The organism is Mycobacterium sp. BMJ-28 (assembly GCF_054404835.1).
The window spans coordinates 5,579,536-5,605,528 of the sequence record NZ_CM136783.1 but is presented as its reverse complement, the minus strand read 5'-3'; the positions used below and the strand labels follow the sequence as shown (position 1 = coordinate 5,605,528).

23 protein-coding genes and 1 tRNA gene are annotated in these 25,993 nt (G+C 66.9%); 13 read left to right on the top strand and 11 right to left on the bottom strand.

The genetic code is table 11. From position 1 onward, the window contains the following. Positions 1 to 2 precede the first annotated feature (2 nt). On the top strand, positions 3 to 887 hold the full coding sequence (locus ACXPWS_RS27825; protein ID WP_458709744.1) for a dihydrodipicolinate synthase family protein: 885 nt from the start codon (positions 3 to 5) through the stop codon (positions 885 to 887). A gap of 3 nt (positions 888 to 890) precedes the next feature. Here ACXPWS_RS27825 and ACXPWS_RS27820 read toward each other — a convergent pair whose 3' ends face one another. From ACXPWS_RS27820 to ACXPWS_RS27810, 3 genes are all read right to left on the bottom strand, one after another. After that, complete coding sequence (locus ACXPWS_RS27820; protein WP_458709743.1) at positions 891 to 1,193, bottom strand: hypothetical protein; 303 nt, start codon at positions 1,191 to 1,193, stop codon at positions 891 to 893. Positions 1,194 to 1,335: 142 nt separating this feature from the next. Then, positions 1,336 to 2,757, bottom strand: a complete 1,422-nt coding sequence (locus ACXPWS_RS27815) for an APC family permease (RefSeq protein WP_458709742.1) — start codon at positions 2,755 to 2,757, stop codon at positions 1,336 to 1,338. Then, positions 2,754 to 3,860 (bottom strand): DmpA family aminopeptidase, encoded by a 1,107-nt coding sequence (locus ACXPWS_RS27810; RefSeq protein ID WP_458709741.1) that lies wholly within the window; start codon positions 3,858 to 3,860, stop codon positions 2,754 to 2,756. Before ACXPWS_RS27810 ends, ACXPWS_RS27815 begins: the two co-directional genes overlap by 4 nt. A gap of 86 nt (positions 3,861 to 3,946) precedes the next feature. Between ACXPWS_RS27810 and ACXPWS_RS27805 the strand changes: the two genes are divergently transcribed. The 4 genes from ACXPWS_RS27805 to ACXPWS_RS27790 all read left to right on the top strand — a co-directional run bounded on the left by ACXPWS_RS27805 (position 3,947) and on the right by ACXPWS_RS27790 (position 8,768). Further along, positions 3,947 to 4,558 carry a TetR/AcrR family transcriptional regulator gene (locus tag ACXPWS_RS27805; RefSeq protein WP_458709740.1) on the top strand — a complete coding sequence of 204 codons (612 nt, stop codon included), beginning with the start codon at positions 3,947 to 3,949 and terminating at the stop codon, positions 4,556 to 4,558. A gap of 128 nt (positions 4,559 to 4,686) precedes the next feature. Then, the gene (locus ACXPWS_RS27800) at positions 4,687 to 5,946 is read left to right on the top strand and encodes a glycosyltransferase (protein WP_458709739.1); all 1,260 of its coding nucleotides are present in this window, start codon (positions 4,687 to 4,689) and stop codon (positions 5,944 to 5,946) included. A 30-nt stretch (positions 5,947 to 5,976) separates the two neighbouring features. Further along, positions 5,977 to 7,926: an ArnT family glycosyltransferase gene (locus ACXPWS_RS27795; RefSeq protein ID WP_458709738.1), complete on the top strand. Its 1,950-nt coding sequence runs from the start codon at positions 5,977 to 5,979 to the stop codon at positions 7,924 to 7,926. 134 nt (positions 7,927 to 8,060) lie between these two features. Then, complete coding sequence (locus tag ACXPWS_RS27790; RefSeq protein ID WP_458713719.1) at positions 8,061 to 8,768, top strand: response regulator transcription factor; 708 nt, start codon at positions 8,061 to 8,063, stop codon at positions 8,766 to 8,768. A 7-nt stretch (positions 8,769 to 8,775) separates the two neighbouring features. Here ACXPWS_RS27790 and ACXPWS_RS27785 read toward each other — a convergent pair whose 3' ends face one another. Further along, positions 8,776 to 9,561 carry a response regulator transcription factor gene (locus tag ACXPWS_RS27785; RefSeq protein WP_458709737.1) on the bottom strand — a complete coding sequence of 262 codons (786 nt, stop codon included), beginning with the start codon at positions 9,559 to 9,561 and terminating at the stop codon, positions 8,776 to 8,778. Between the two features lie 154 nt (positions 9,562 to 9,715). Between ACXPWS_RS27785 and ACXPWS_RS27780 the strand changes: the two genes are divergently transcribed. Further along, the gene (locus ACXPWS_RS27780; RefSeq protein WP_458709736.1) at positions 9,716 to 11,275 is read left to right on the top strand and encodes a sensor histidine kinase; all 1,560 of its coding nucleotides are present in this window, start codon (positions 9,716 to 9,718) and stop codon (positions 11,273 to 11,275) included. Between the two features lie 59 nt (positions 11,276 to 11,334). On the opposite strand, the gene ACXPWS_RS27775 is transcribed toward ACXPWS_RS27780, so the two are convergent. Beyond that, positions 11,335 to 11,592, bottom strand: a complete 258-nt coding sequence (locus tag ACXPWS_RS27775; protein WP_458709735.1) for a hypothetical protein — start codon at positions 11,590 to 11,592, stop codon at positions 11,335 to 11,337. Positions 11,593 to 11,860: 268 nt separating this feature from the next. On the opposite strand from ACXPWS_RS27775, the gene ACXPWS_RS27770 reads away from it, so the two are divergent. Beyond that, positions 11,861 to 12,088, top strand: a complete 228-nt coding sequence (locus tag ACXPWS_RS27770; RefSeq protein WP_458709734.1) for a hypothetical protein — start codon at positions 11,861 to 11,863, stop codon at positions 12,086 to 12,088. Positions 12,089 to 12,624: 536 nt separating this feature from the next. Here the strand turns inward: ACXPWS_RS27770 and ACXPWS_RS27765 are convergent. From ACXPWS_RS27765 to ACXPWS_RS27755, 3 genes are all read right to left on the bottom strand, one after another. Further along, positions 12,625 to 13,158: a hypothetical protein gene (locus ACXPWS_RS27765; RefSeq protein ID WP_458709733.1), complete on the bottom strand. Its 534-nt coding sequence runs from the start codon at positions 13,156 to 13,158 to the stop codon at positions 12,625 to 12,627. Positions 13,159 to 13,453: 295 nt separating this feature from the next. Then, positions 13,454 to 13,527 (bottom strand) — tRNA-Gly (locus ACXPWS_RS27760). Positions 13,528 to 13,583: 56 nt separating this feature from the next. Continuing rightward, complete coding sequence (locus ACXPWS_RS27755; protein WP_458709732.1) at positions 13,584 to 14,768, bottom strand: hypothetical protein; 1,185 nt, start codon at positions 14,766 to 14,768, stop codon at positions 13,584 to 13,586. A gap of 129 nt (positions 14,769 to 14,897) precedes the next feature. Between ACXPWS_RS27755 and dcd the strand changes: the two genes are divergently transcribed. From dcd to ACXPWS_RS27730, 5 genes are all read left to right on the top strand, one after another. Further along, positions 14,898 to 15,467: a dCTP deaminase gene (gene dcd / locus ACXPWS_RS27750; protein WP_458709731.1), complete on the top strand. Its 570-nt coding sequence runs from the start codon at positions 14,898 to 14,900 to the stop codon at positions 15,465 to 15,467. A 211-nt stretch (positions 15,468 to 15,678) separates the two neighbouring features. Beyond that, a complete protein-coding gene (locus ACXPWS_RS27745) occupies positions 15,679 to 17,319 on the top strand; it encodes a DUF7159 family protein (RefSeq protein WP_458709730.1) in 1,641 nt (546 codons plus the stop codon). Positions 17,320 to 17,338: 19 nt separating this feature from the next. After that, positions 17,339 to 18,649, top strand: coding sequence for a cytochrome P450 (locus tag ACXPWS_RS27740; protein ID WP_458709729.1), 1,311 nt, complete (start codon positions 17,339 to 17,341; stop codon positions 18,647 to 18,649). A gap of 2 nt (positions 18,650 to 18,651) precedes the next feature. Continuing rightward, positions 18,652 to 19,377 (top strand): maleylpyruvate isomerase family mycothiol-dependent enzyme, encoded by a 726-nt coding sequence (locus ACXPWS_RS27735; protein WP_458709728.1) that lies wholly within the window; start codon positions 18,652 to 18,654, stop codon positions 19,375 to 19,377. Between the two features lie 10 nt (positions 19,378 to 19,387). Continuing rightward, the gene (locus ACXPWS_RS27730; RefSeq protein WP_458709727.1) at positions 19,388 to 19,756 is read left to right on the top strand and encodes a nuclear transport factor 2 family protein; all 369 of its coding nucleotides are present in this window, start codon (positions 19,388 to 19,390) and stop codon (positions 19,754 to 19,756) included. Here ACXPWS_RS27730 and ACXPWS_RS27725 read toward each other — a convergent pair. Continuing rightward, positions 19,753 to 20,994 carry a YibE/F family protein gene (locus ACXPWS_RS27725; protein WP_458709726.1) on the bottom strand — a complete coding sequence of 414 codons (1,242 nt, stop codon included), beginning with the start codon at positions 20,992 to 20,994 and terminating at the stop codon, positions 19,753 to 19,755. The two genes, ACXPWS_RS27730 and ACXPWS_RS27725, sit on opposite strands and share 4 nt — an antisense overlap. Before the next feature lie 31 nt (positions 20,995 to 21,025). Beyond that, positions 21,026 to 22,318, bottom strand: a complete 1,293-nt coding sequence (locus ACXPWS_RS27720; RefSeq protein WP_458709725.1) for a pyridoxal phosphate-dependent aminotransferase — start codon at positions 22,316 to 22,318, stop codon at positions 21,026 to 21,028. A gap of 90 nt (positions 22,319 to 22,408) precedes the next feature. Here ACXPWS_RS27720 and ACXPWS_RS27715 point away from each other — a divergent pair, with 90 nt between their 5' ends. After that, positions 22,409 to 22,810: a hypothetical protein gene (locus ACXPWS_RS27715; RefSeq protein ID WP_458709724.1), complete on the top strand. Its 402-nt coding sequence runs from the start codon at positions 22,409 to 22,411 to the stop codon at positions 22,808 to 22,810. 60 nt (positions 22,811 to 22,870) lie between these two features. Here ACXPWS_RS27715 and ACXPWS_RS27710 read toward each other — a convergent pair whose 3' ends face one another. Further along, on the bottom strand, positions 22,871 to 25,867 hold the full coding sequence (locus ACXPWS_RS27710) for a heterodisulfide reductase-related iron-sulfur binding cluster (protein WP_458713718.1): 2,997 nt from the start codon (positions 25,865 to 25,867) through the stop codon (positions 22,871 to 22,873). Positions 25,868 to 25,993: the final 126 nt, after the last annotated feature.

Genomic DNA, 25,993 nt, shown 5'->3' with positions numbered 1-25,993 from the left:
CCATGACCACGCCATCCCTGCACGGCATCATCGCCTACCCCGTCACGCCGTTCACCGCCGACGGCGCGCGAATCGACGAGGACAAGCTCGCCGACCTCGTCGATCGACTCGTCGGATCGGGCGTGCACGCCATCGCTCCGCTGGGCAGTACCGGCGAGTCGGCCTATTTGACTGAACCGGAGTTCGACGCCGTCGTCGACACCACCGTGAGCGCCGTCGCCGGCCGGGTGCCCGTCGTGGTCGGCGCCTCGGATCTGACCACCGCAAACACCGTGCGCCGGGCGAAGCATGCCCAGCGGGCGGGCGCGGATGCGCTGATGGTCTTGCCGGTCTCGTACTGGAAGCTGACCAGCCGCGAGATCATCGCGCATTACGCCGCCGTCGCGGCGGCGGTCGACCTGCCGATCATGGCGTACAACAATCCGGCGACCAGCGGCATCGACATGCCACCGGAACTGCTGGTGCAGATGTTCACCGAGATCGACAACCTCGCCATGGTCAAGGAATCCACCGGTGACCTGAGCCGCATGTTGCGTCTCGCCGAATTGACCGGCGGCGCTCTGCCCTTCTACAACGGCAGCAATCCGCTTGTGCTGCAGGCGTTGACGGCCGGCGCGGCCGGGTGGTGCACCGCGGCGCCAAACCTGCGGCCCCAGCCGTGTCTGGACCTGTATGAGGCGGTCACCGCCGGTGATACGCCTCGTGCCGAGGCGATCTACCAGGACCTGGTGCCGCTGCTGCGCTTCATCGTCGACGGCGGACTGCCGACGACCGTGAAGGCAGGACTGGACCTGCTGGGCCGCGGGGTCGGTGATCCCCGACCGCCACTGCTACCGCTGGACGCGGAACGCCGGGCGGATCTGCAGGGCCTGCTGGTCGGCGCCTAGCGATCAGAACGGCAGGTCCACTTCGCCGTTGGAGGTGATGCCCTCGTCGTGGTTGCGGTTGACGAAGCCGGTGGTGACCGGGGCCTGCGGGTCGGTACCGAAGGGGATCAGTGGATCGGTCCCGGCCTTGGCGTCGCCGGCCGGCGCGCCGGTGTCGGCGGAGACGGGGGCGTTCTGCTGCCAGGCGGTGGTCGAGGTCGGGCCGTCGGCGACGGAGATGGTGGCGCCCACCGGCGCCAGGGCGACGAAACCGGAGGCCAGGCCGACGGCCAGGACGGGTGCGGCGAATGCGATCAAGTTCTTCATGATGATCTCCTGTTCGTGGGTCGGACAGTTCGATCCTGCGCCCGATTCCTGCCGGAATCAGCACTGCTAGCTGCCAAGACGCCGTTGCAGCTAGCCGGTAGTGGTTGCCTGACGATGACTGGGCCGGCGGGCCGCGCCGGATCTAGTCGCCCGACAGCGATCGTGACGGCCGCCAGGCCGCGAATCCGGCGACGAGCCCGAGGAACGGGATCGCGGCCAGCACCGTGCTGAGCGTCGCGCTGCCACCGGTGACCAGGGTGAAGTTCGACAGCACCAGCCACAGACTGCCGAGCAGACCGAGCACCGCCACGGCCGGCGCGATCCGCGTCGTCCACAACCGGCCCGGTGCCAGATCCCGGTGACGCAGGAAGAACACCAGCACGGCCACCGAGGTGGTCAGCATCAGCAGGACCATACCGACCGTCGCGACGCCAGCCATCGAGCCGAACACCCCGACCAGCGGATCGATGCCCAGGATCGCCAGCACGGCGACAATGATTGCGGCGGTGCCGGTTTGCACCAGCGACGAGAACGACGGTGATTCGTGGTGGTCGTGCACCTTGGCCAGCCGCGCCGGCAGCAAGCCCTTGCCGGCCAGCACGAACTGGTAGCGCGCGATGACGTTGTGGAAGGACAGCACGCAGGCGAACAGACTGCTCAGCAGTAGGACGTTGACGATGTCGCGGCCGACGGTGCCCAACATGTCGCCGGTGGTGTCCAGCAGCATATTGCCTTCGCCGGCAAGGGTTTTCTGCGCAACCGCAGCTACCTGATCCGGCCCGACGGCCACCACGAACGCCCACACGGTGATGGCGTAGAACGCGCCGATGATGATCACCGCGGCGTAGGTGGCGCGCGGGATGGTGCGCTCGGGATCGCGGGCCTCGTCGCGGAACACGGCGGTGGCCTCGAAGCCGATGAAGCCGGTGAGGGCGAACAGAATGGCGATGCCGATGGTGCCCTGGGTGAAGATCGCTGGTTCGAAGGACGTGAAGGTGACGCCGGCCGGGCTGGGCTTGGTGACCATCACCGCGTCCAGCACGACCACGATGCCGATCTCCAGGGCCAGCGCCACGCCCAGTACCTTGGCGCTCAGCTCGATGTGCCGGTAGCCCAGCACGGCGACGATCGCCAGTACCACGAACGAGTAGACGGGCCAGGGGATTACCGGACCGTGATAGTGGGCAACGGTGTCGGAGATGGCCCAGCCGATGTAGCCGTAGATGCCGATCTGGATGGCGGTGTAGGCGATCAGCGCGACCACCGCGATGCCCTTGCCCATGCGCTCGCCCAAACCGACGGTCACATAGGAGAAGAACGCCCCGGCCTCGGGGACGTGCGGCGTCATGGTCACGAACCCGATGCTGAAGACCAGCAGCACCAGGGCGGCGATCACGAAACCCACCGGTGCGCCTGCGCCGTTGCCCAGACCCATCGCCAGCGGCATGTTGCCGCCGATGACGGTCAGCGGGGCGGCCGCGGCGACCACCATGAAGACGATGCCGACGGGGCCCAGATGCCCGGACAGGCGCCGCCTCTGCGTGTCGGCCGGTGCTGTGGTCATGAGATCTCCTCGGTTCCAGAGGTGTTGAGGTGCAACGCGTTGCGCAGCAGATCGTGATCGATGGCGTGGGCGGTGAAACCGTGGTGACCGGTCATGGTGGTGGCGGCCACCATCGCGTTGACGATGGCCTCCTCGGTGGCCTCGATGGTGAGATCGAACAGCCGCGTCATCAGCTGCGGTGCGACCATCCGCAGCGGCACTTCCGGGTGTGCCGTGCCGGCATCTTCGTCCCACGCATAAGGCGGGATGCCGCGGTTGCCCGTCGAGAACGCGAGCATGAGGTCGCCGCTGTACTGCTCGCCGGTCCCGCCCAGGCGGCTCACGGCCAACGCCGAGCGTTGCGCCAGCCGGGTGCATTGATGGGGGAGCAGCGGGGCGTCGGTGCCGACGATGACGATGATCGAACCCGATCCCGGCTCGTACTGCTTGGGCAGGTCCGGCAGCGGCACCTGGTCGGCTCCGATGAGTTCACCCACCGGTACGCCGTTGATCCGGAGCCGCTCCCGGCGACCGTGATTGGCCTGGACCAGGACCCCGACCGTGTACCGCCCGACGGCCGTCTCGGTGATGCGGGACGCGGTGCCGATGCCCCCCTTGAAGCCGTGGCAGATCATCCCGGTGCCGCCGCCGACGTTGCCCTCGGCAGGCGGGGCCGTGGAGGCGGCCGCGAGCGCTTCGCGCGCGTGCTCGGGCCGGACGTGAAAGCCGTTGATGTCGTTGAGCAGGCCGTCGTAGGTTTCGCCGACGACCGGTAGCGACCAGTAGAGCCCTTCGCCGCGGGCGCGCACCTGGGCGGCCACCAGTTCGTCGCGGACGACGCCGACGCTGTGGGTGTTGGTCAACCCGATCGCGCTGGTGAGCTCGCCGGATTCGCGGATCCATTCCAGGCCGGTGAGCTCGCCGCTGCCGTTGAGGCGGTGCGAACCGGCGAACACCGGCTCGGTCCAGATGCCGTCATGCGGGACGACGACGGTGACGCCGGTGTTGATCCCGTCGCCCTGCAGGGTGGTGTGCCCGACCCGCACGCCCGCGACGTCGGTGATGGCGTTGGCCGGCCCGGTGGGGTGCTCCCCGATGACCACGCCGAGATCTCTGGCACGCATTACTTCTCCCGGGTTATTTTCCTAATCGGAAAAGAACTATGCGCCCGTGCGCTGCACCGCGCAACAGAACGGGCAAGATTGGTGCCATGGCCCGGCCGAACAAGCAGGAGGAGCGGCGTCGCGACATCATGGACGCCGCGATCGCACTGATCGAGCGACACGACCTGGCCACCCTCAAGCTCGCCGATGTCGCCGAGGAATTGGGGCTGACCACCAACGCGGTGCGCTACTACTTCAAGGACATGACGCAGTTGCTCTCCGAGTTGGCGCTGCGATCCGACGTCCGGTTCTACGACGAGCGGCTCCAGTTGCAGAGCTCATCGACCGATGCGCGTGAGCAGCTGGTGATGACGATGGCCGCCGGCCTGCCCACCGGGCCCGAGGACGCCGAGTGGCGTGCCATCTGGCGGGCGGTGCTGTCGGCCGGGTTCGAGCTGGACCAGCGCAGCGACGTACAGGGCATCTATCACCGGCAGGTCGGGCTCTACGCCGATCTGCTGTCGGCCGGGGAGGACAGCGGGGTGTTCCGGCTGCGGCACCCGGCCCGCGATATCGCCATGACGCTGATGTCGATGGAGGACTACTTCGGCTACCGGATCGCCGCGCGTGACCCGGACCTGAGCCGGGCGACCGCGCTGCGGCTGATGCGCCAGTACGCGGAGCTCGCAGTCGGGGTTCCCTTACCCGAAATATTCTGAGCTACACCGTATTCACCGACCGGCGAGCTGCTCGTCGAGTTGAACTGCTGCGGCCCGCCGGCCTCTGCATAGCTATCGCATATGTTCGTCCCACACCTCACCCATACCCACGTCGCATGATCGTCGGCATGACCAAGATGCTGACTGATTCCGCGGCCATCGAGGGTGACCTGTGCACCCGCTCGCGGCCCAGCCTGCTGGCCGATGCCGCCCGCCGCGGCGTCCCGGTCCTTGACGTCGTGGTGCCCGTGTACAACGAGCAGGCGGCCCTGTCGGGTTCGGTGCATCGGCTGCACCGCTACCTTGCCGACACCCTGCCCTACCCGGTGCGCATCACCATCGCCGACAACGCCAGCACCGACGACACGCCTCGCATCGCCGCCCAGCTCGCCGAGGAACTCGATGGTGTCCGGCTGGTCCGGTTGGAGCAGAAAGGCCGCGGCCGTGCGCTGAATGCTGTCTGGTCGACGTCGGATGCCCCCGTACTGGCATATATGGATGTCGACCTGTCCACCGACCTGGCCGCGCTGGCGCCTCTGGTGGCGCCGTTGATCTCCGGTCATTCCGATTTGGCGATCGGTACCCGGCTGGCACGTACGTCACGGGTGGTGCGCGGACCCAAGCGCGAGATGATCTCGCGCTGTTACAACGTGATCCTCAAGACGACGATGTCGGCGCGGTTCTCCGACGCGCAATGCGGTTTCAAGGCCATCCGCGCCGACGTGGCGCACCGGCTGCTGCCCTTGGTGGCGGACACCGGATGGTTCTTCGACACCGAATTGCTGGTGCTGGCCGAACGATCCGGCCTGCGCATCCACGAGGTGCCGGTGGACTGGGTCGACGACCCCGACAGCCGGGTCGACATCGTCGCGACCGCGACCGCCGACCTGTTGGGGATCGCCAGGATGCGCAAGAACTTCGCCTTCGGCCGGATCCCGGTCGACGAGGTGGCTGCGGATCTGTGCGCACCCCGGATACAGCCCGCCCCGGCCCGTGGAACGATCCACCAACTGGCCGTCTTCGGCGCGATCGGGGTCATCAGCACCCTGGCGTACCTGTTGCTGTTCAACGCGCTGCACACCGCAGTCGGTTCGCAGACGGCCAACTTCTTCGCCTTGCTGTGCACGGCGATCGCCAACACGGCGGCCAACCGGAGGTTCACCTTCGGCCTGCGCGGACGGCAGGGCAGAGCCCGTCATCACGGTGAGGGTTTGCTGGTCTTCGGCATGGCGCTGCTGATCACCGGCGGGTCGTTGGCCAGTGTTCATGCGCTGGTGAACCCGACCCCGCCCTGGCTCGAGTTGGGCGTGCTCGTCACGGCCAATCTGGTGGCCACCGTGCTGCGCTTCATCGTGCTGCGCTCCTGGGTCTTCCATCCGAACCGCTGATTCCAGCCGCCACGTCACCGGAGAGAAACAATGACTGCCACAGCCGATACGGCCGACAGCACTGCCGAAGCCGCAAAGCTAGGTGCCACGCCAGACCCGCGCTGGGCCAAGCCTGGCCTCATCGCGCTGCTACTGGCCACCGCCGTGTGCTGGATTATCGGGCTCGGTCGCAACGGCTGGGGCAACTCGTTCTACGCTGCCGCCGTCCAGGCCGGCACCGAGAGCTGGAAGGCATTCCTGTTCGGCTCCTCGGATGCGGGTAACTCGATCACCGTCGACAAACCGCCCGCGTCGTTATGGGTGATGGAGATCAGCACCCGCCTGTTCGGTATGAACTCCTGGGCCCTGCAGATACCGCAGGTGCTGCTTGGGGTGGCCTCGGTGGCGCTGGTGTATGCCGCAGTGCGAAGGACGTTCGGCCCGGGCGCGGGTCTGATCTCCGGGGCGGTGCTCGCGCTGACACCGGTGGCCACGCTGATGTTCCGCTACGACAACCCCGACGCTCTGCTGGTGTTCCTGATGGTGGCCGCGACCTGGGCGCTGTTGCGCGGCATCGACAGTGGCCGCACACGATGGATTGTGTTGTGCGGTGCTCTGATCGGGTTCGGCTTCCTGACCAAGCAGCTGCAGGTCATGCTGATCATGCCGGGCCTGGCGGTCGCGTACCTTGTCGCCGCTCCGCCCCGCTTGCGGACGCGAATCGTCCAACTGTTCGCCGGACTCGCGGCCGCCATCGTGGCGGCCGGCTGGTGGGTCGCGCTGGTCGAATTCTGGCCCAAGTCCGACCGCCCCTACATCGGCGGTTCGTCGAACAACAGCTTCCTGCAACTCACCCTCGGCTACAACGGACTCGGTCGGATCCTCGGCGGTGGCGCTGGCGGTGACGGTGGGATGCCTGCGGGTATGGGGCACGGCGGCCCGATGTTCGGGCAGGCCGGCATCGCGCGGCTGTTCACCACGGAATCGGGCACGCAGATCTCCTGGCTGCTGCCCGCCGCCCTGGTACTGCTCGTCGCTGGTCTCGCGCTGTGCGGACGTGCGACCAGAACAGACGCCAGGCGCGGCTCGTATATCGCGTGGGGCGGATGGCTGGTCGTGACTGCTCTCACGTTCAGCTACATGTCGGGGATCTTCCACGACTACTACACCGTTGCCCTGTCGCCTGCGGTGGCCGCGTTGGTGGGCATCGGCGTGACGCACCTGTGGCAGAACCGTAAAAAGCGTTGGGTGACTGCCATTCTGGCGCTGGTGGTCACACTGACTGCGGCATGGGCGTGGGTGCTGCTGGGCCGAGCGCCCGATTTCCTGCCCTGGTTGCGTTGGGTGGTCGTGGTCACCGGTGCCGTGGCGGTCATCGCGCTGCTCGCGTCGCTGATCCGGCCGGGCTTGACCGTCGCCGGTCGCGATCTCAAGGTGTTCGCGGCCGGGCTGGCCGTGGTCGCCGCCATGGCAGGACCGGTGGCGTACAGCATCCAAACGGTGACCACCGCGCACAGCGGCCCCGTCATCACCGCGGGGCCGTCGTCGAAGAACGGCGGGATGCCGGGCTTACCGGGCGGCGGTCCCGGTGCTCCCGGTGACAAGTCGGGTACTGCTCCGTGGGGCCCCGGCGGAGCCAAGGTGTCCGCCGAAGTGACGTCGCTGTTTTCGGCCAATGCCGGCGACTACAGATGGGTCGCCGCGACCAGCGGGTCGCTGGAAGCCTCGGATTATCAACTGGCCGCCGGTCATCCGGTCATGCCGATCGGCGGGTTCGGTGGAGGGGATCCGGCACCGACCTTGGAGCAATTCCAGGGATACGTCCGCGACGGACAGGTGCACTACTACTACCTGTCGTCACATCCGGGGATGCCGTCCTTCGGTGGTGGCACCGGATCGAAGTCGGAATCCGACAAGATTTCCGACTGGGTCAAGCAGCACTACACCGCGAAGACGGTGGACGGCGTCACGCTGTACGACCTCACAGCACCCGCGCACTGAGCTGTTGCTTTCCTAACTGCGCGCTAGACGCACCACAGTAGGCGCCCATGTCAATTGCGGACAATGGCGCGGTGAGTGCGCCACAAGACAGGGTTCCGCTGCCGGGGTGGGATGCCCCCAGCAAGCAGGTGGCCATGTGCCGTCCCGACGGATCACCCCTGCGGGCACTGGTGGTCGACGACGAGCCGGCATTGGTGGAGGTGATCGCCATGGCACTGCGTTACGAGGGCTGGCAGGTGGCGACGGCGGGCAACGGTGCGGCGGCAATTGCCACCGTCCGTCGGCATCCGCCCGACGTTGTCGTCCTGGACGGAATGCTGCCGGATATGGACGGTTTGGAAGTCCTGCAGCATCTTCGCGCCCAGAGACCGGATCTGTCCGTGCTGCTGCTCACTGCACGCGACTCTCTTGAGGAGCGCCTGGCCGGATTGACCGCGGGCAGTGATGACTACGTGACGAAGCCATTCAGTTTGGAAGAGTTGATCCTTCGCCTGCGCGCTCTGGTGCGCCGCGGTGGCGCGGCGGTCGTCGATGGTAGCGCCGAGATCGTGGTCGGTGATCTTGTCCTGGACGAGGACAGCTTCGAGGTCACCCGAGCCGGACAGCCAATCAACGTGACGTCCAGAGAGTTCGAGGTACTCCGACTCCTCATGCGCAACGCCCGCCGAGTTGTCAGCAAGAACGAAATTCTCGAACGGGTTTGGGATCACGACTTCGGGGGGCGAGTCGGCGTGGTGGAGTTGTACATTTCGTATCTGCGCAAGAAGATCGATTCCGGCGCGGCGCCGATGATTCACACTGTTCGTGGCGCTGGATACATCATCAAACCCGCGACTCGATAACGGCTTGTCAGCGCTGCGACCTCGTGGCATCGCCCGATGCCGGTTTCAAGATGTAACCGTTCAAGCGCAGCGTGTGGATCATCGGCGCCGCGCCCAGGTTGATCTTCTTGCGCAGACTGGAAACATAGAGTTCGACGATGTTGGAGCGCCCCGAAAACCCGTATGGCCACACCCTGGCCAGTATCTGCTGTTTGGTCAGCAGGCGGTGCGGATTTCGCATGAAGTACCGCAACAGCTCGAACTCGGTGTACGTGAGGGCAATAGCCCGCCCGGCGCGTGTCGCCTCCCGACCTTCCTCATCGAGTACCAGATCGCCGACCACCAGATCCGCCAGGCCGCCCTCGACTCCGTCGTTGCCGCGCGCCAACAAGATTCGCAATCGCAATGACAGCTCCTCCACGGAGAACGGTTTGGGCAGATACTCGTATCCGGTGGCGAACCGCGCGAGGCGCTCGTTGGCCGACCCTGTCGGCAGCAACATCAGCACCAGTAGGGCAGGCTGCTCCTGGCGCAACCTCAGCAGCAGTGACAAAGGGTCGGTGTCGGGAAGCTGCGGGTCCAGGACCACCACGTCGGGTCGGTGCTTGCGCGCCAGTGACAACGCCTCGGCCCCATCGTGTGCGGTGATGACCTCGGCTCCTTCCCAACTCAGCATGATCGACACGATCTCTGCGGCCACTTGGTCGTCATCGACGACGAGCGCGGTGATCGGAGCAGCTCCCCGAAGTGGGTGACGTTCCCGTGACCTCGGTCCGACCGAAGTCGGCGTGTTGTCGAAAGGGCGTGGCATCATGGGCTGAGTCTCAGCGGCACAAATCTGCGAATACCTTCGGAAAGCTGTGAATGAGTTAGGAATTGACTGCCTGACCGCAAATTCAAAGGCAGGGCATATGCCCGACACAGTTTTGGGCTAACTGCGTGGGTCACGATCTGCGGGTGAGAAAGTCATGAGCGTTGCGTCTCACGACGAGATGGTCGAACCTGCAAACGGCTTGTTCTGGCGTACCCGGCATCCCAGCAGTTGGTCGCTTCGCGTCCGTTTGGTGGCCGTCCAGGCGGTCTTGCTCGCGTTGGTGTGTGCCGGCATCGGCGCCGGAGTGTTGCTCGCGCTGAATCGTTTCCTGATGGATCAGCTCGATGACCAGGTGGTCGACGCCGGGTGGCGCTCCTCGATGTTGTACACCTTGGGCCCACCGCCGCAGGCCCCGAACGAACAACGGCCGTCCGGACCCGGTCCGTTCTTCCTCAACGCTCCCGGCCAAGCCAGCGGCACGGTTGGCGGTGTCTACCAGGACGGACGGGTACGCGATGCGGCGGTGATCACCGGCCGCGGGAACCTGCGTGCGCTGACTGCCGGCGCACGCGAACAACTCGGGATGCTCGCGGCTCAACCAGAATCGAGGATCCTCGACGGTCTGGGTCGGTATCGGGTGATCACCACACCGGGCCGGGGCGGTGAGGCGGTCATCACCGGGCTGCCCACCAAGTCGGTGGATGACACGCTCTTCGCGGTGGTCGGCATTCTCACCGTCATCGGGGTCGTGGCGTTGACGGCTGCGATCACGGCGGGGGTGTTGATCTTGCGGCGCCAGTTGGCGCCGCTGTCGGCGGTGGCCAGTACCGCACAGCGGATTGCGGACTCCGAACTGGACCATGGCGAGGTCACCTTGCCGAGGGCGCAGAGTTCGACCTCGGCGGGTTCGCGGCACACCGAGGTCGGCAGACTGAGTTCCGCCTTCGACCGAATGCTGCACCGGATCGGGGAGGCCATGGCCGCCAGGCATGCCAGTGAGACACGAGTGCGGCAGTTCGTGGCGGATGCCAGTCACGAGCTACGAACGCCGTTGGCCGCAATCCGCGGTTACACCGAACTGGTTCAACGCCAGTATGATTCGTCGCCAGATCAATTGGCTCACGCGATGAGCCGGATCGATTCGGAAGCCAAGAGGATGTCGAGGTTGGTGGAGGACCTGCTGCTGCTGGCCCGCCTCGATGCGGGCCGGCCGCTGGAGCACGTTCCCGTTGATCTCTCGGCTCTGGCCGTCGATGCAGTCAGTGACGCCCACGCGGCGGGCCGGGGGCACCGATGGGATCTGGAACTGCCGGATGAACCTGTCGTGGTGACCGGGGATGCGGGCCGCCTGCACCAAGTACTGGCGAATCTGCTGTCCAATGCCCGGGTGCACACTCCGGAGGGCAGCACGGTCACGACGGTGCTCGCCCGGGAATCGGATGCGGTGACCATCAAGGTCGTCGATGACGGGCCGGGTATACCCGAAGAACAACGGTCGGAGATCTTCGGCCGATTTGTGCGTGGCGACAGCTCGCGATCGCGCCGGGGCGGCAGCACAGGTCTGGGGCTGGCCATCGTCTCCGCGGTCGTCCAAGCTCATGGTGGGTCGATAACGGTCGAAAGCGTGCCGTCGGCCACCTCATTCACCGTCACCTTGCCGTTTCGCGGTGACGAGCCACCACATGACCAGGCGGCGGAAACCTGTTCTAGGTGAACACAAGTCGGAGATGGGTGTGAGGCACTTCGACGTGCCTCACACTTCCATCGCCGAACTCACAGGAAAGGAATGAGCCCACCGAACACGTTCGGTCCGGGGCCGGGTCCGCCCAGTAGGGGAGGTGGCGGAGGGCCGGCGCATGGCAGCAGCGGGATGCACAGCCCCGGCCCCGGCATCCCAGGCCCGGGCGGCCCCGGCGGTCCCGGGAACGCCGAGGCGACGCCAGATCCGAATTCGACCGCGCCTACGGTCAGCGCACCGAACATCACTGCGGTGCCGGCCATCAGCCGGATACGTGTGGTTGCTCCGTTCATCATCTGGTCCTTCGTTGTTGGTTTCGAGCGGACACGGGACACGCTAGGGGGTCAGTGTGAGGGTCGTGCTGACTCGGCTTAAGAATTCGATATGCGGCGAAATATGCTGTGCGCTAGCGCATTCTGGGTGCACGGCCAGTTCGCTCAAAGCGATGACATAGCGCGCATTTCGTGATGATGACGTGTCGTTAGTGTGACGAGTTGAGGCGAAAGTTACTGCTGTGCAACTGATGACGAAGTTGCAACACGTCCATGAAAAGGAGATTCGATGAGCGTTCGAAGGAACAATCTGGCTGCGGCCGCGACGGTCTGTGGTGGCCTGCTACTGGCCGGACTGGGGCTCGGTGCCGGCGTGGCCAATGCCGGGCCACCGCCGCCGCCGGGACCGGGAGGCCCGCCCGCACCCGCGCGCTGCCTGCCGCTGGTGCCGTGTCCGCCTGCTCCCGTCCCGCCGCCGCCCGGGCCGGGCGGCCCCGGTGGCCCGGGCTGGCGCTAGCACCGGTTGGTGTGGTGCGCGCGATCCTGCGTGCGCCACACCGCTCGGCCATCAGTCAGGTGGAGGGGTCAAATCGATGACCGCCGAATGCATATGGACATCACAGCTGGGCTGGGGGATCACCAAAGTTAGGCCGCTAGTTTGAGTTTCGTCCAGATGAAGTAACGAGAGGATGAGACATTGACCGTAAATCGTAGCGTCAGAAACGCCGTTGGATCGGCCGCGCTGATCGCAGGGCTGAGCATGGCGGCGGTGGGTATCGGTGCGGGTGTCTCGAACGCTGAGCCGCCTCCGCCGCCCCGTCCGCCGTGCGGGCCGGTGGGCGTTCCGTGCCCGCCTCCGCCACCGCCGCGCTAAACAGCGTGTAGAGGCCCCGGGCTCAGGGTGGTGCCCCCCCGCCCACCCTGAGCTCCGGTCGGCAAAAGCCAGCCACCTTTGCCCGTCAAGCTCTGCAGCACTGGATGTTTCGTCGCCGTCAGGCGTGGTGATGAACACTAGACACGCGGCCGGTCGTATCCGTTCGGATGCTCCCGCAGTCATCCCCAGGTCTTCAGAATGTCTGGTGCGACGACTGCGAGGACGAGGTTCACCGATGCGACGAGTCCGATGATGAGTTGACCACCGATCCACGTGCGGTATCCCCGGACCAACGGGACTAACGAGTCTGTCCAGCCACCGTCGACTGGTTCGTTGTTGCGTCGTCGCGCGAACGCGTAGCCGTGAACGGCTTCATGCTGTGGCCAGTGTTCGTTCTCGAAGTCTTCGAGCCAGTGCGCATCGAAGAGCTCGGCTTGGCGGTGACGCGCCATGAGAGTGATACATAGGTAAGTCACTACGAGTGACAGCAATGCGGCAATGACTCTGGCCACCTGTCTGCTTTCGCCACCGAGTTGGATGGTGAAAAGGAAGGCCTGCGCAGTGAGGCTGAGGATAGGTACTTGCCAAAGCAAGTTGTCCCACTGCAGGCGTCGAGCAGCGACAGTCGCGTACACCACTTCTCGTGACATTTGGCCGTTGGCCGAGTGGGTGGACGTCGGAATCGACGGTGGCCTCTTGCTGAAACCGAACATGCTCGTCTCTTACCCGTCCGCGGTCGAGTCAGCTTGGTCATGGTCTGATCTCAAGTCCGACTATTCGCCAACGGCAAGTTAGCAGGCGCTGAGCTTCGGCGGAGGGTGTCCGTCGTCGTGGACACTCGGTCAGAAGAATCGACTGATGCGTGGACAGATCATCGCCGCGGACTGGAAAGCCGATCTCATCCGGGCCGTTGAAGGCCATCATGGACTCGCGCGCCTGGATGCGTGGCGAGCATTAAGGCCTGAGGATCGAATTTGCGGGGAAGTACGGGATTGGTCCAAGCATGTGTGGAGCCGATGACGGGAATCGAACCCGCGTATTCAGCTTGGGAAGCTGATGTTCTGCCATTGAACTACATCGGCGTACCAGCGGTGCTGGTGATCTGGAAGGTTAGCACCGCCCTCGGCGACGGCCGCAACTAGGCCGCGGGGGCTTCGTTGGCGGGGTCGGTCTTGGTGTCGACGCCGGCGTTGGTTCCGGTCGTAGTGCCAGACGACGTTCCGGGCGTCGTACCCACGGACGTGGTCGTATCCACCGTGGTGGTCGTCGTGGTGCCGCCGACGGTGGGCGTCCCCGTCGTGGGGGTACCAACGGTGCTGCCGGCACCCGGGGTGTCCTCCACCTTCGATCCCGGCTCGAACTTGTTGCCGGTCTTGATCACGTCCTCGGTGGGTTTGGCAGTGGGCGTCGCCGAGGCGGTGGGCGTGGGTGCCGCAGTCGCCGTCGGGGTGGCGGTCGCGGTCGGCGTCGGCGTCGCACCGGTGGGCGCGGCGGGCTTGATCTCCGTCGCTGTTCTGAGCGTGACCACCGTCGTGTCGGCTGTGTTGGGCAGCGCCGCGACAGACAGCGCCGAAGCACCCGCCACCGACGATTCCCGTGCCAGCATGGTCGCGGGCTGGGTGGCCAGCGCCTCGGCGATTGTCTGCTGCGCGAACACGATTCCGTCGACGATCTTGCTTGCCCCCTCGCCGAGCCCCTGCGCGATCAGCTTCACACCACCGACAAGCGCGTCGATCACGTTGCCGATGTTGATGGGCAGCAGCGAGCCGACCAGGTTCTGCCCGGCGATGATCACCGACCGTGCGAAGTCGTCGAACCCGGCCACCAGCGCGGTGCCCAGGCCGATGAGTGCGGCAGGCACGGCTTGTTGCATCGCCTGATCCACCGCGAGCGAGCGCTGGTTGCGTTCGATGACCGAGGCCAGCAGTGGGCCGCCGATCGCGGTGATGGCGCCGGCGAAACCTTGCTCGATCGTGGTCAGTGCACCGAGCAGGTCTCCGGAGAACACCTGTTGAGTCAAAGTGCGGATGAAGGCCGGGGCGCCGCGCAACGCGTCACCGACACCCTCGCCGGCCTTGGCCCAGCCCACCGCGAGCGTCGCGACATCCCGTACCTGGTTGAGCACCCACTGCTGTAACGCCGGGAACTGCAAGATGTCGGCCACCGTGGCGGCCAACTGGATGTCGGGCATGTGCAGGCTGTGCACCACCGACGGCGCGGCGACCGACAGGACCGGCGGCGGGGCGGCGGGCGTCACGGTGATGACCCCGGCGGCGATCAGGGCCGCTGCCGGAAGGCTCAAACGTGCTGTCAGTGTGTGCATTTGGAAGCTCCTGACCTGGGCAGAACCTCAACGTACGCTGACGTTAGCGTCAATTATGTGAATTCGCTGAACATGACCTGCGGGCACGCGGTCTGCCACGTGCGGGCGGCGCCTGACTAGGCTCGTCCCGTGCTGCTCTCCGATCGCGATATCCGCGCCGAGATCTCTGCCGGCCGTCTGGCGCTCGACCCGTTCGACGACTCCTTGATTCAGCCGTCGAGTGTCGACGTCCGCCTCGACAACCTGTTCCGGGTGTTCAACAACACCCGCTACACCCACATCGACCCGGCGCAGCGTCAGGACGACCTGACCTCACTGGTCGAGCCGAAAGAGGGCGAGCCGTTCGTGCTGCACCCCGGCGAGTTCGTGCTCGGGGCGACGCTGGAACGCTGCAGCCTGCCCGACGATCTGGCCGGGCGGCTGGAAGGAAAGTCGTCGCTGGGCCGGCTGGGTCTGCTTACCCACTCCACCGCCGGTTTCATCGACCCCGGGTTCACCGGCCACATCACCCTGGAACTGTCCAACGTGGCCAATCTGCCCATCACCTTGTGGCCGGGCATGAAGATCGGCCAGCTCTGCCTGCTGCGGTTGACCAGCCCCGCCGAGAACCCCTACGGCAGCGCCGCGGCCGGGTCCAAATACCAAGGTCAGCGTGGCCCGACACCGTCGCGCTCCTACCAGAACTTCCTCAAGTCATAGCCTCTGCACAGCCTGCGATGGCATGGTGTGGTCCAGTGACGGCCGAGCTTTCGCGCCGATGCCCGAGTAGGGTCTATTAAGTGGTCTAGCTAACGCCATCGGGTGTAACGACGCCCCTGGTGAAGGCGATGAACTATCTAGTCGGCGCTTTGTGCCGTGTACGGCGGCCTCAGTGGACTGGGTAGCGCAGCAAACACTTTGGAGGGGTTAAGTGGACATCGTACTAGGTGTGTCTCTGACACCTACGACGGTGCGCATGGTGCTGGTCGAGGGTGAAAAGGCCGACGGAGCAACCGTCGATCATGACGTCTTCCCGGTATCGCCGTCGAACGATTCAGCAACGCCCAGTGCAGCCGATCAAGTGGTTCAGGCGGTGCTCGGCACGCAGGAGAGCGCCGAGGCCGGCGGCCATCACCTGGCCCACGTCGGCGTGACATGGACCGACCACACCGAAGCCGCGGTGCTGCGCGATGCGCTCGCCGCGCACGGCATCGCCGACGTCATGCTGGTGTCCGAATTGCACGCGGCCAGCGCGCTCGCCAAGGCCGCGGGTGCGGCGGTCGGGTACGCCTCGACCGCGCTGCTGTTCTTGGACCGCGACACCGCCACGCTGTCGGTGGTCAACGGTGACGACGGTTCCGTGGTCAAGGTGCTCAGCCGCAGCCTGCACAGCGCCGACGCGATGGCCGTCCTGGCCGAGATGGCGGCCGCTGTCGCCGGCCGGGAGTCCGCACCGCAGGGCATGTTCGTCGTCGGCTCCGGCGTCGATGTGTCCTCGGTCAAGGATCATCTCGAGCATCTGGTGGAGATCCCGGTCAGCGCGCCGGAGGAGTCCGAATTGGCGCTGGCCCGCGGGGCCGCGCTGGCCGCCGCCCACGCGCCCACCTTCGAGGCGTCGACCGTCGGGCTGGCCTACTCCCAAGATCCCGATGGGCCGACCGCGGGATCGGCGTACGCGGCGATGGCGGCCGCTGACACCCAGATGGCCATGCCGCCCGCGGACGCCCCGCTGTTCGTCGATGATGTCGACGCGGCGTTCGCGCAGGCGCCCGCGCCGGTGGAGGAAGACCGCAAGCCCTTCGTCCTGGTCGGCAGCGCCCTGATGTCGATTTTCGTGGTCGGCGTTGTGGCCCTTGCCGTTTCGCTTGCCGTCAGCATCCGGCCGACTGCCGATCAGCGCCCCTCTCCGGCGCAGAACGCGGTTGCGCCCAGTGCGCCGGCCGTCGCACCTGCACCGGTGCCCGAGGCCGCTCCGGTGCAGCCGGCCGCGCCGCCACCGCCGGCAGAGACGATCAAGGCACCCATCCCGGTGGTGCAGGAAGCGCCTCAGCCGCGCAAGGTGTACGTCGAGCAGGCGCCCGCTCCGGCGGCGCCAGCACCCGAACCGGCCGCACCGCCGCCGCCACCGCCCGCGGCGCCGGCACCCGACCCCGTCCCGGCGTACGTCCCACCGGTGGTGGCCCCGCCGGTGTTCCAGTGGCCGCGTCCGGTCTTCCGCGCGCCGTGGGATCCGCCCCCCAGGCAGCAGTACCCGGACAACGGTGACTACCCGGGTCAGTACCCGGGCGGTTCCAACGGCGGTTATCCCGGCCAGTACCCCGGCGGCAACGGCAACGGTGGCTACCCGGGCCAGTACCCGGGCGGCGGCAACGGCGGTTACCCCGGCTCGGGCAACCCAGGTGGCAACGGTGACTATCCGGGTCAGTACCCGGGCGGCGGCAACGGCGGCTACCCCGGCTCCGGAAACCAGGGCGGCAACGGCAATGGCAACGGCCACAACGGTCATGGCGATGACGGACCCAAGCGCGGCGGATCCGGCCCTTGCTTCCTGATCTTCTGCGCACCTCGCTGACGGTCGTATGCTGCAAGTCATGCGGCAACGAGTGCGTTGGCTGGCGTTACACGGGGTGGTGCGCGGGATTTCCGCGGTGGCGGCGCGACGGGGGGATCCGCAGGGGCGACTGATCGCCGATCCGCTGGCCCGCTCCGACCCCGGCGCCTTCGCCGACGAGATGCGCGCACTGGGCCGGGTGGTCCGCGGCCGGGCGGTGCTACTCACCTTCGACCACGGTGTTGCACAAGAGGTGCTGCGCTCGGAGGACTGGCGGGTCAGCTCGCTGGGCATCAACCTGCCCAAGCCGCTGCGCTGGGTCGTCGAGCGCACCTCCAATGACCTGTTGCACCCCATCGAGCCGCCGTCGCTGCTGTCCATCGAACCGCCCGAACACACCCGGATGCGCAAGCTGGTCTCCTCGGTGTTCACCACCCGGGCCGTGGCCCGGCTGCGCGAGCGCGTGCAGGAGCGGGCCGATCAACTGCTCGACGAACTCGGCGGCGACACCGTCGACGTCGTCGACCGGTACTGCTCGCAGCTGCCCGTCGCGGTGATCGGGGACATCCTCGGTGTCCCCGAACCGGACCGGCCGAACATCCTGCATTTCGGTGAACTGGCCGCGCCCAGTCTCGATATCGGGCTGTCCTGGGCGCAGTCCCGGAAGGTGGACGAGGGCATCGCCGGATTCGACAGCTGGCTGGGCGGCCATCTTCGGCAGCTGCGCCGCAACCCCGGCGAGGACCTGCTGAGCCAGATCATCGCGGCGTCCGACGGTGGTGCGGCCGGCGAACCGCTCACCGAACGCGAACTCAAGGCGCTGGCCGGGCTGGTGCTGGCAGCGGGTTTCGAAACGACGGTGAACCTGCTGGGCAACGGCATCCGGATGCTGCTGGACCATCCCGAGCACCTGGACACCCTGGCGTCCCGGCCCGAGCTGTGGCCGAACACCGTCGAGGAGATCCTGCGGCTGGATTCGCCGGTACAGATGAGTGCCCGCATCGCCGGTCGCGACCTCGACTTGCCCGGCACCTCGGTGCAGCGCGGCGAGCTGATCATCATCCACCTGGCCGGGGCCAATCGTGACCCCGCGGTATTCGCCGATCCGCATCGCTTCGACATCGAACGCGAGAACGCTGGCCGGCACCTGTCCTTCTCCGGCGGGCGACACTTCTGCCTGGGCGCGGCACTGGCCCGTGCCGAGGGAGAGGTCGGGTTGCAGACCTTCTTCGCGCGCTACCCGAACGCCCGGCTGGCCGGTACCGGCGTCCGGCGCGACACCCGGGTGCTGCGCGGATGGTCCACCTTGCCGATCGCCCTCGGCGACGCCCGGCCCGCGCTACGGTCGTAAACGTGGACTTTCGGGCCGCCCTGCTGGAGCAGACTCAACTTTTCGGCGAGGTGATCCGCCAGGCGGATCCGTCGACGCCCGTCCCGACTTGCCCGGACTGGACGCTGACCCAACTGTTCCGGCATGTGGGGCGCGGAAACCGTTGGAGCGCACAGATAATCACCGACCGGCTGACCGAACCGCTGGACCCGCGCGACGTCCGCGACGGCAAACCACCCGAGGATCCCGACGCCGCCATCGACTGGCTGCACGGCGGGGTTCAGCTGATCCTCGATGCCGTGGACCAGGTCGGGCCGCAGAAGGTGTGGACCTTCCTGGGGCCGCGCCCCGCCGGCTGGTGGATACGCCGCCGACTGCACGAAATGACCGTGCACCGCGCCGACGCCGACCTGACGGTGGGCCTGGACTACGGGCTGCCCGCGGAGCTGGCCGCCGACGGGGTGAGCGAGTGGATCGAACTGGCCACCGCGCGCGGGCTCGGGCTCGCACCGGGGCAGCGGCTGCACCTGCACGCCACCGACCAAGGGCTGGGCCCCACCGGCGAATGGCTGGTGGTCAACGACGACGAAGGCCTGGGCTGGTCGCACGCGCACGCCAAGGGCGACGCCGCGGTGCGCGGCTCGGCCCTCGACCTGCTGCTGGCCGTCACCCGCCGCCGCACCGACGGAGTCGAAGTCCTCGGTGACTCCGCCGTATGGGATGGCTGGCTGTCCAGCACGCCGTTCTAAAGTTGGCGGCATGAGTACATCCGAGATCGCGACCGTCCTCGCCTGGCACGACGCCCTGAACGCCCGGGATTTCGGCACCCTGGACCAGTTGTGCAGCGACGACATCGAGTTCGGCGACGCCGGTGGCGCGGCACAGGGCCGCACCGCGCTGCGGGACTGGGCACAAGGTCTGGGCGACACGGTGACGGTGGGCCGGCTGTACGTGCACGACGGCGTGGTGGTGGCCGAGCAGACGGTCAGCAGTGACGACGGCGCGGATGCCGACACCTTCGGCTCGGCGTTCCGGGTGGTGCACGACCACATCACCTCGGTGTTCCGGCACGCCACCCTGGAGGCGGCGTTGGCCGCGACCGAACTGTCGGACTCGGATCTGGTTTAGCGGCTCAGGCTTTCCCCGTCCGGGCCCGGTGTCGCGAGCACCGCGGCGATCGCCGTCGTCAGCGGTACCGACAAGGCCAGCGCAATCCCGCCCACCGCCGACCGGGCGACCTCGATGGCCACGCTCTCACTGGTCAGCACGTCACCGAGAGAGCGGTTGGCCACGCTGAACAACAGCAACAGGGGCAGGGCGCTGCCGGCGTAGGCCAGCACCAGGGTGTAGACGGTGCTGGCGATGTGATCGCGGCCCACCCGCATGGCCCCGGTGAAGATGGCCCGCCGCGACGTCGCGTGCTCGGCCAGCTCGAACGCCGTCGACGCCTGCGTGACGGTGACGTCGTTGAGCACCCCCAGGGATCCGATGACGAACCCGGCGAGCAGTAACCCGGTGATCGACACATGGCCCAGATACGCCGCGACCTCGTTGTTCTGGTCTTCGGAAAGGCCGGTCAGCTGGGCCAATTCGATTGCACCCCAGGACAACACGGCCGCCAACAGCAGCGCGGTCAGGGTGCCCAGCAGTGCCGCGCTGGTGCGCAGGCTGACACCGTGGGCCAGATAGATGACCGCGTACAGGATGGCAGAGGAGGCTACCAGGGCCACCGGAACGGCCGAGGCGCCGTCGCGCAGCGCGGGCAGCAGGAACACCACCAGCACGGCGAACGCCACCACGATGCCGACCAAAGCGCGTAATCCGCGCCAGCGCGCCACCGCGACGACCACCACGGCGAACGCCGCGGCCAGCCCGACCAGCGCCCAGGTCCGCTCGAAGTCGAAGAAGGCATAGGTGGTGGCGCCGGCGTCGTCGACCTGGCGGCTCAGCCGGACGTGATCTCCCGCGGCGAGCTGCGGCTGACCGGGCCCACCGCTGAATTCCAGCAGGGTGTCGGCCCCGGCGTTGGGGCCCGATTCTATGGACACCAGGGAGTGCACACATTGGCCGCCGCCGTCGGGTGCGTTCTGCGGTGTGCCGGTGAGCACAGCGCCGGTGGACGGGCTGCCGCAGTTGGCCACCCCGGAGGACAGCACCCGGCCGGCCTCGGTGGTGACCGCACCGCCGGAGGAGTTCTGGAACGGCAGCGGGATGGCGACCTTCTGCTGGCTCGGCCACAACCACACCGCCCCGATCACCGTGGCGACCCCGATGGCCACCAGCAGGCCGACCACGATCCGGGCGGCGAGTGGACCCAAGGGGGAGGGGCCGTCCAGCGAATGGGAATGCCCGTGCGAATGCGTCACCTGGCCAAGGGTAGGCGGTCGGCCTGAACCGTTACTGCCGGTAGCTCACCAGGAAGTTGCCCAGCCGCTCGATGGCCTTGGACAGGTCGCGCGCCCAGGGCAACGTGACGATGCGGAGGTGATCCGGTGTGGGCCAGTTGAATCCGGTGCCCTGGGTGATCAGGATCTTCTCCTGCAGCAGCAGATCCAGCACCAGTTGCTCGTCATCGTGGATCTCGTAGACCTCGGGGTCCAGCCGCGGGAACGCGTACAGGGCACCTTCGGGTTTGACGCACGAGACGCCGGGGATCTCATTGAGTTTGGTCCAGGCGACGTCACGCTGTTCCAGCAGTCGGCCGCCGGGTAGCACCAGATCGTCGATACTCTGGTGCCCGCCGAGGGCAACCTGAATGGCATGCTGGGCAGGCACATTCGGGCACAACCGCATATTTGCCAGCAGGCTGATGCCCTCGATGAAACTGGTGGCGTGTTCCTTGGGGCCGGTGATGACCAGCCAGCCGGACCGGTAGCCCGCCACCCGGTAGGCCTTGGACAACCCGTTGAACGTCAAGCACAGCAGATCGGGCGCAATCGATGCCATGGCCACGTGCTTGGCGTCGTCGTAGAGGATCTTGTCGTAGATCTCGTCGGCCAGCAGCAGCAGTTGATGCTTGCGCGCCAGATCGGCGATCTGCGTGAGGGTTTCGCGGGTGTACACCGCGCCGGTGGGGTTGTTCGGGTTGATCACGACGATCGCCTTGGTGCGGTCGGTGATCTTGGCTTCCATGTCGGCGATATCGGGATTCCAGCCCTGGGTCTCGTCGCACAGATAGTGCACCGGGGTGCCACCGGCCAGTGAGGTGGACGCGGTCCACAGCGGGTAGTCCGGCGCAGGGATGAGCACCTGATCGCCGTTGTCCAGCAGCGCCTGCAACGTCATGGTGATGAGTTCGGAAACGCCGTTGCCCAAGAACACGTCGTCGACGTCGAATTTGGGGAAACCGTCGACCAGTTCGTAGCGGGTGAACACCGCGCGCCGGGCACTGGGGATGCCCTTGGAATCGGAGTAGCCCTGCGCGGTCGGCAGCGCCTGGATCATGTCGCGCATGATCACGTCGGGCGCCTCGAAGCCGAACGGCGCCGGGTTACCGATGTTGAGCTTGAGGATGCGGTGGCCTTCGGCCTCCAGCCGTGAGGCGTGCTCGTGTACCGGCCCGCGGATCTCGTAGAGAACGTCCTGCAGTTTGGTGGACTGCGCGAACGTCCGCGGCCGCGGGTGCTGGCCGGTGTTCTGCCACGACAGCTGATTGGTGCTCACGCGGCTAATCCTCCCATGGGGCCGCAAACCGATTTCCCGGCCGAAGGTTGCGATTTGACGTCAGGGTAGAAGTTTCCTGGGGGTGCGGTGTTAGGTTCCTGAATCACTATGACGCCGATGACACGTTTGATGGGCGCGGCCTGCGCATTGACCGCGGTCGCCGCGCTGGGGTTCGCCGCGTCGGCGCATGCCGACCCGCCGCTGCTCAACGGCACCTATGCCGGCGGTGACGACGAGAACACCTGGACCATCGCCAGCACCTGCGGGCTGACCGGTTGCACGGGCTCGGTGGCCAGCAATCAGGGCTGGACCAGCCCGATGACCTTCACCGATGGCCGGTGGGATTTCGCGGTCACCAAACCCGACGGCTTCATCTGCGAGGACGGTAGTTACCAGCCGGCCGTCATTTCGATATCAGTCGATCCGGCAACACTGGGCGGGGTGATTTCCGCCGACTCGAATGGTGCCTGCCCGGGCGGCATTCTGAGCCAGACGCCGTTCCAATTGCGGGCCGTCTGACGCGATTTGTGGAGCCGCAGCCGTAATCATTACGGCTGCGGCTCCACAAATCGCCGAGAATTAGCGCTTGCCGGGGCGGCGGGCACCCTTGGCGATGCCCAGACCCTTCACCGGGGCCTCATCGCCGACGACGCGGTCGTTGTCCGAACCGTTCGACGACGGTGCGGCCGGCTCGGCGGGAGCCTCGGCGGCCGGTTCGGGCTCGGCCTTCGTCTCCGGCTCAGCCGCCGGGGCGGGGGCGGCAGCCGCGGGAGCCGCTTTCTTCGCACCGGGACGGCGGGCGCCGGACGCGATGCCGAGTCCGACGACCGGGGTCTCCGGCTTGGCCGGCTCGGCGGGCGTTTCGGCCGCAGGTGCCTCGGCGGCCGGTTGCGCTGCCGGGGCCGCCGCGGGGGCAGCGGCTTTCTTGGCGCCGGGACGCTTGGCTCCGGTGGCCAGGCCCAGGCCCTTGACCGGTGCGGCCGGAGCCGCGGGCTCGGCCGGGGCGCTCTCGGCGGCGGGCGCCGCGGGGGCGGCCGCCTTCTTCGCGCCGGGACGCTTGGCGCCACCGGCCAGTCCCAGCCCCTTGACCGGCGCGGCAGGTGCGGCCGGAGCCGCCGCAGCGGGAGCCGCGGCCTTGGCGCCGGGACGCTTGGCTCCGCCGGCGATGCCCAGACCGGTGACCGGCTTGGCGTCGGCGGCAGGCTCGGATCCTGCGGCCTCCTCGACCTTCTCCACCACCGGCGCGGCCACGGCGACCTTGGCCTCGGCTTCCGCCTGCGCGGCGGCCCTGGTCTCCGCACGGGCGGCCGAAGCCGCTGCGGCCGTGCCCTTTTCGGGCAGCGTGTAGATGCTGGTGTCCAACGAGTTCAGCAGCAGCTGCGCGACGTCGAGCACCTCGACCTTCTCGATGTCCCGCGCGGCGGCGACGTCGTCGACACCGTCGGTCATCATCACCCGGCAGAACGGGCAACCGGTGGCGATCGCCGAGGCGCCGGTGTCGATGGCCTCCTCGGTGCGCTCGGTGTTGACGCGCTTACCGATGTGCTCTTCCATCCACATCCGGGCACCACCGGCGCCACAGCACAGGCCGCGGTCGGCGTGCCGGGGCATCTCGGTGAGCTTCGCGCCGGCGGCGCCGACCAGCTCACGCGGCGCCTCGTACTCCTTGTTGTGCCGGCCCAGGAAGCACGGGTCGTGGTAGGTGACTTCCTGGTCGACCGAGGTCACCGGGATGAGCTTCTTGTCCCGGACCAGGCGGTTGAGCAGCTGGGTGTGGTGCACCACGGTGTAATTGCTGCCCAGCTGCGGGTATTCGCGGTTGATCGTGTTGTAGCAGTGCGGGCAGGTGACCACGACCTTGCGGTCGACGGCTTCCACGCCCTCGAACAGCTCATTGATGGTCTCGACGTTCTGCGCGGCGAGCTGCTGGAACAGGAACTCGTTTCCGGCTCGGCGGGCCGAGTCGCCGGTGCAGGTCTCGCCGGTCCCCAGCACCAGGAACTTCACCCCGGCGGTGGCCAGCAGCTCGGCGACGGCCTTGGTGGTCTTCTTGGCGCGGTCCTCGTAGGCGCCGGCGCAGCCGACCCAGAACAGGTACTCGAAACCGTCGAACGACTCGACATCCTGGCCGTAGACCGGGACATCGAAGTCCACCTCGTCGATCCAGTTGGTGCGGTCCTTGGCGTTCTGTCCCCAGGGGTTGCCCTTGTTCTCCAGGTTCTTGAACAGCACGCCGAGTTCACCGGGGAACTCCGACTCGACCATGACCTGGTAGCGGCGCATGTCGACGATGTGGTCGATGTGCTCGATGTCGACCGGGCACTGCTCGACGCAGGCGCCGCAGTTGGTGCAGGACCACAGCACGTCGGGGTCGATGACGCCGCCCTGCTCCAGGGTGCCGACCAGGGGGCGCAGCGCCTGGTCCGGGCCGGAGCCCATGATCCGCTCGAAGCCGGATTCGGGAACGTGGTCGTGCGAGTGCTTTTCGTCGTGCTTCTCGCCGCGCAGCTCTTCACCGAGGCCGCCCTCGGGGGTGTTCTCCAGCGGAGTTTCCTTGTCGCCCAGCATGTACGGCGCCTTGGCGAACATGTGGTCGCGCAGGTTCATGATCACGAGCTTGGGCGACAGCGGTTTGCCGGTGTTCCAGGCCGGGCACTGCGACTGGCAGCGTCCGCACTCGGTACACGTGGTGAAGTCGAGGTAGCCCTTCCAGGTGAAGTCCTCGATCTTGCCGCGGCCGAACACGGCGTCCTCGGCGGGATCGTCGAAGTCGATCAACTCGCCCTTGTGCTCCATGGGCAGCAGCGGCCCCAGACCGTCGGGCAGGCGCTTGAAGGTGACGTTGATCGGGGCCAGGCCGATGTGCAGGTGCTTGGAGTGCAACACGATGAGCAGGAACACCAGCATGACGCCGATGTGGCCCATCAGCGCGATGGTCTCGATCCAGGCGTTGGCGGTGTGTCCCAGCGGGGCCAGCAGATAGGCCATGCCGTCGGAGAAGAATGCGCCGTTCTGGTACGGGAACTCCTCGCCGAGGGTGTTCACCGCGGCACCACGGAAGATTGCGTAGGTCAGGATGACCAGGAAGATCATGAACAGGATTTCCCAGGCGCCGCCGGTGTGCGATCCGTAGAAGCGCGATTCGCGGCCGAGCTTCTTGGGTTCACGCGTGATGCGGATGATGGCGAAGACGATGATGCCGGCCAGCACCGCGAGGGCGAAGAAGTCCTGCAGGAAGCCCAGCACGGCCCAGCGGCCGACGAACGGGATGTGGAACTCCGGGTCGAACAGGACCCCGTAGGCCTCCAGGTACACCGACCCGAGGACGAAGAAGCCCCACATGGTGAAGAAGTGGGCGATGCCCGGGATCGACCATTTCAGCAGCTTCGACTGGGCGAAGACTTCCTTGTTCTGGTTCAGGAAGCGCTTGACCAGATCGTTCTTGCGGCCGCGCTCGTCGCCGACCTTCTGCCCCGAGCTGATCAGCTTGGTCAGCCACAGCACACGCTTGGCGGCGAACACCAAGACGATCGCGGTCATCAACAATCCAAGGATCAACCGCCCCGTCGTGAGCATGTTCTCCAGGTTGTTCTCCACCGCGCGCCTCCCGTAGTTTAAGTTACCCGCTGGTAACTTAAGGTGTGTTACTCGCCAGTAACTTAGGCTAGATGCCTGCTCATAGTTGCATCCGCCCGGGAAGCG

Bases quoted from the DNA above. Each gene is read 5' to 3' on its own strand.
- ACXPWS_RS27805 (WP_458709740.1), top strand. From the start codon at position 3,947: ATGGCCCGGCCGAACAAGCAGGAGGAGCGGCGTCGCGACATCATGGAC.
- ACXPWS_RS27730 (WP_458709727.1), top strand. From the start codon at position 19,388: ATGAGTACATCCGAGATCGCGACCGTCCTCGCCTGGCACGACGCCCTG.
- ACXPWS_RS27715 (WP_458709724.1), top strand. From the start codon at position 22,409: ATGACACGTTTGATGGGCGCGGCCTGCGCATTGACCGCGGTCGCCGCG.
- ACXPWS_RS27815 (WP_458709742.1), bottom strand. From the start codon at position 2,757: ATGACCACAGCACCGGCCGACACGCAGAGGCGGCGCCTGTCCGGGCAT.
- ACXPWS_RS27755 (WP_458709732.1), bottom strand. From the start codon at position 14,768: ATGCACACACTGACAGCACGTTTGAGCCTTCCGGCAGCGGCCCTGATC.
- ACXPWS_RS27710 (WP_458713718.1), bottom strand. From the start codon at position 25,867: ATGCTCACGACGGGGCGGTTGATCCTTGGATTGTTGATGACCGCGATC.
- ACXPWS_RS27770 (WP_458709734.1), top strand. From the start codon at position 11,861: ATGAGCGTTCGAAGGAACAATCTGGCTGCGGCCGCGACGGTCTGTGGT.
- ACXPWS_RS27765 (WP_458709733.1), bottom strand. From the start codon at position 13,158: ATGTTCGGTTTCAGCAAGAGGCCACCGTCGATTCCGACGTCCACCCAC.
- ACXPWS_RS27810 (WP_458709741.1), bottom strand. From the start codon at position 3,860: ATGCGTGCCAGAGATCTCGGCGTGGTCATCGGGGAGCACCCCACCGGG.
- ACXPWS_RS27785 (WP_458709737.1), bottom strand. From the start codon at position 9,561: ATGATGCCACGCCCTTTCGACAACACGCCGACTTCGGTCGGACCGAGG.
- ACXPWS_RS27790 (WP_458713719.1), top strand. From the start codon at position 8,061: ATGTGCCGTCCCGACGGATCACCCCTGCGGGCACTGGTGGTCGACGAC.
- ACXPWS_RS27820 (WP_458709743.1), bottom strand. From the start codon at position 1,193: ATGAAGAACTTGATCGCATTCGCCGCACCCGTCCTGGCCGTCGGCCTG.
- ACXPWS_RS27825 (WP_458709744.1), top strand. From the start codon at position 3: ATGACCACGCCATCCCTGCACGGCATCATCGCCTACCCCGTCACGCCG.
- ACXPWS_RS27800 (WP_458709739.1), top strand. From the start codon at position 4,687: ATGACCAAGATGCTGACTGATTCCGCGGCCATCGAGGGTGACCTGTGC.
- ACXPWS_RS27795 (WP_458709738.1), top strand. From the start codon at position 5,977: ATGACTGCCACAGCCGATACGGCCGACAGCACTGCCGAAGCCGCAAAG.
- ACXPWS_RS27775 (WP_458709735.1), bottom strand. From the start codon at position 11,592: ATGAACGGAGCAACCACACGTATCCGGCTGATGGCCGGCACCGCAGTG.
- ACXPWS_RS27780 (WP_458709736.1), top strand. From the start codon at position 9,716: ATGAGCGTTGCGTCTCACGACGAGATGGTCGAACCTGCAAACGGCTTG.
- ACXPWS_RS27740 (WP_458709729.1), top strand. From the start codon at position 17,339: ATGCGGCAACGAGTGCGTTGGCTGGCGTTACACGGGGTGGTGCGCGGG.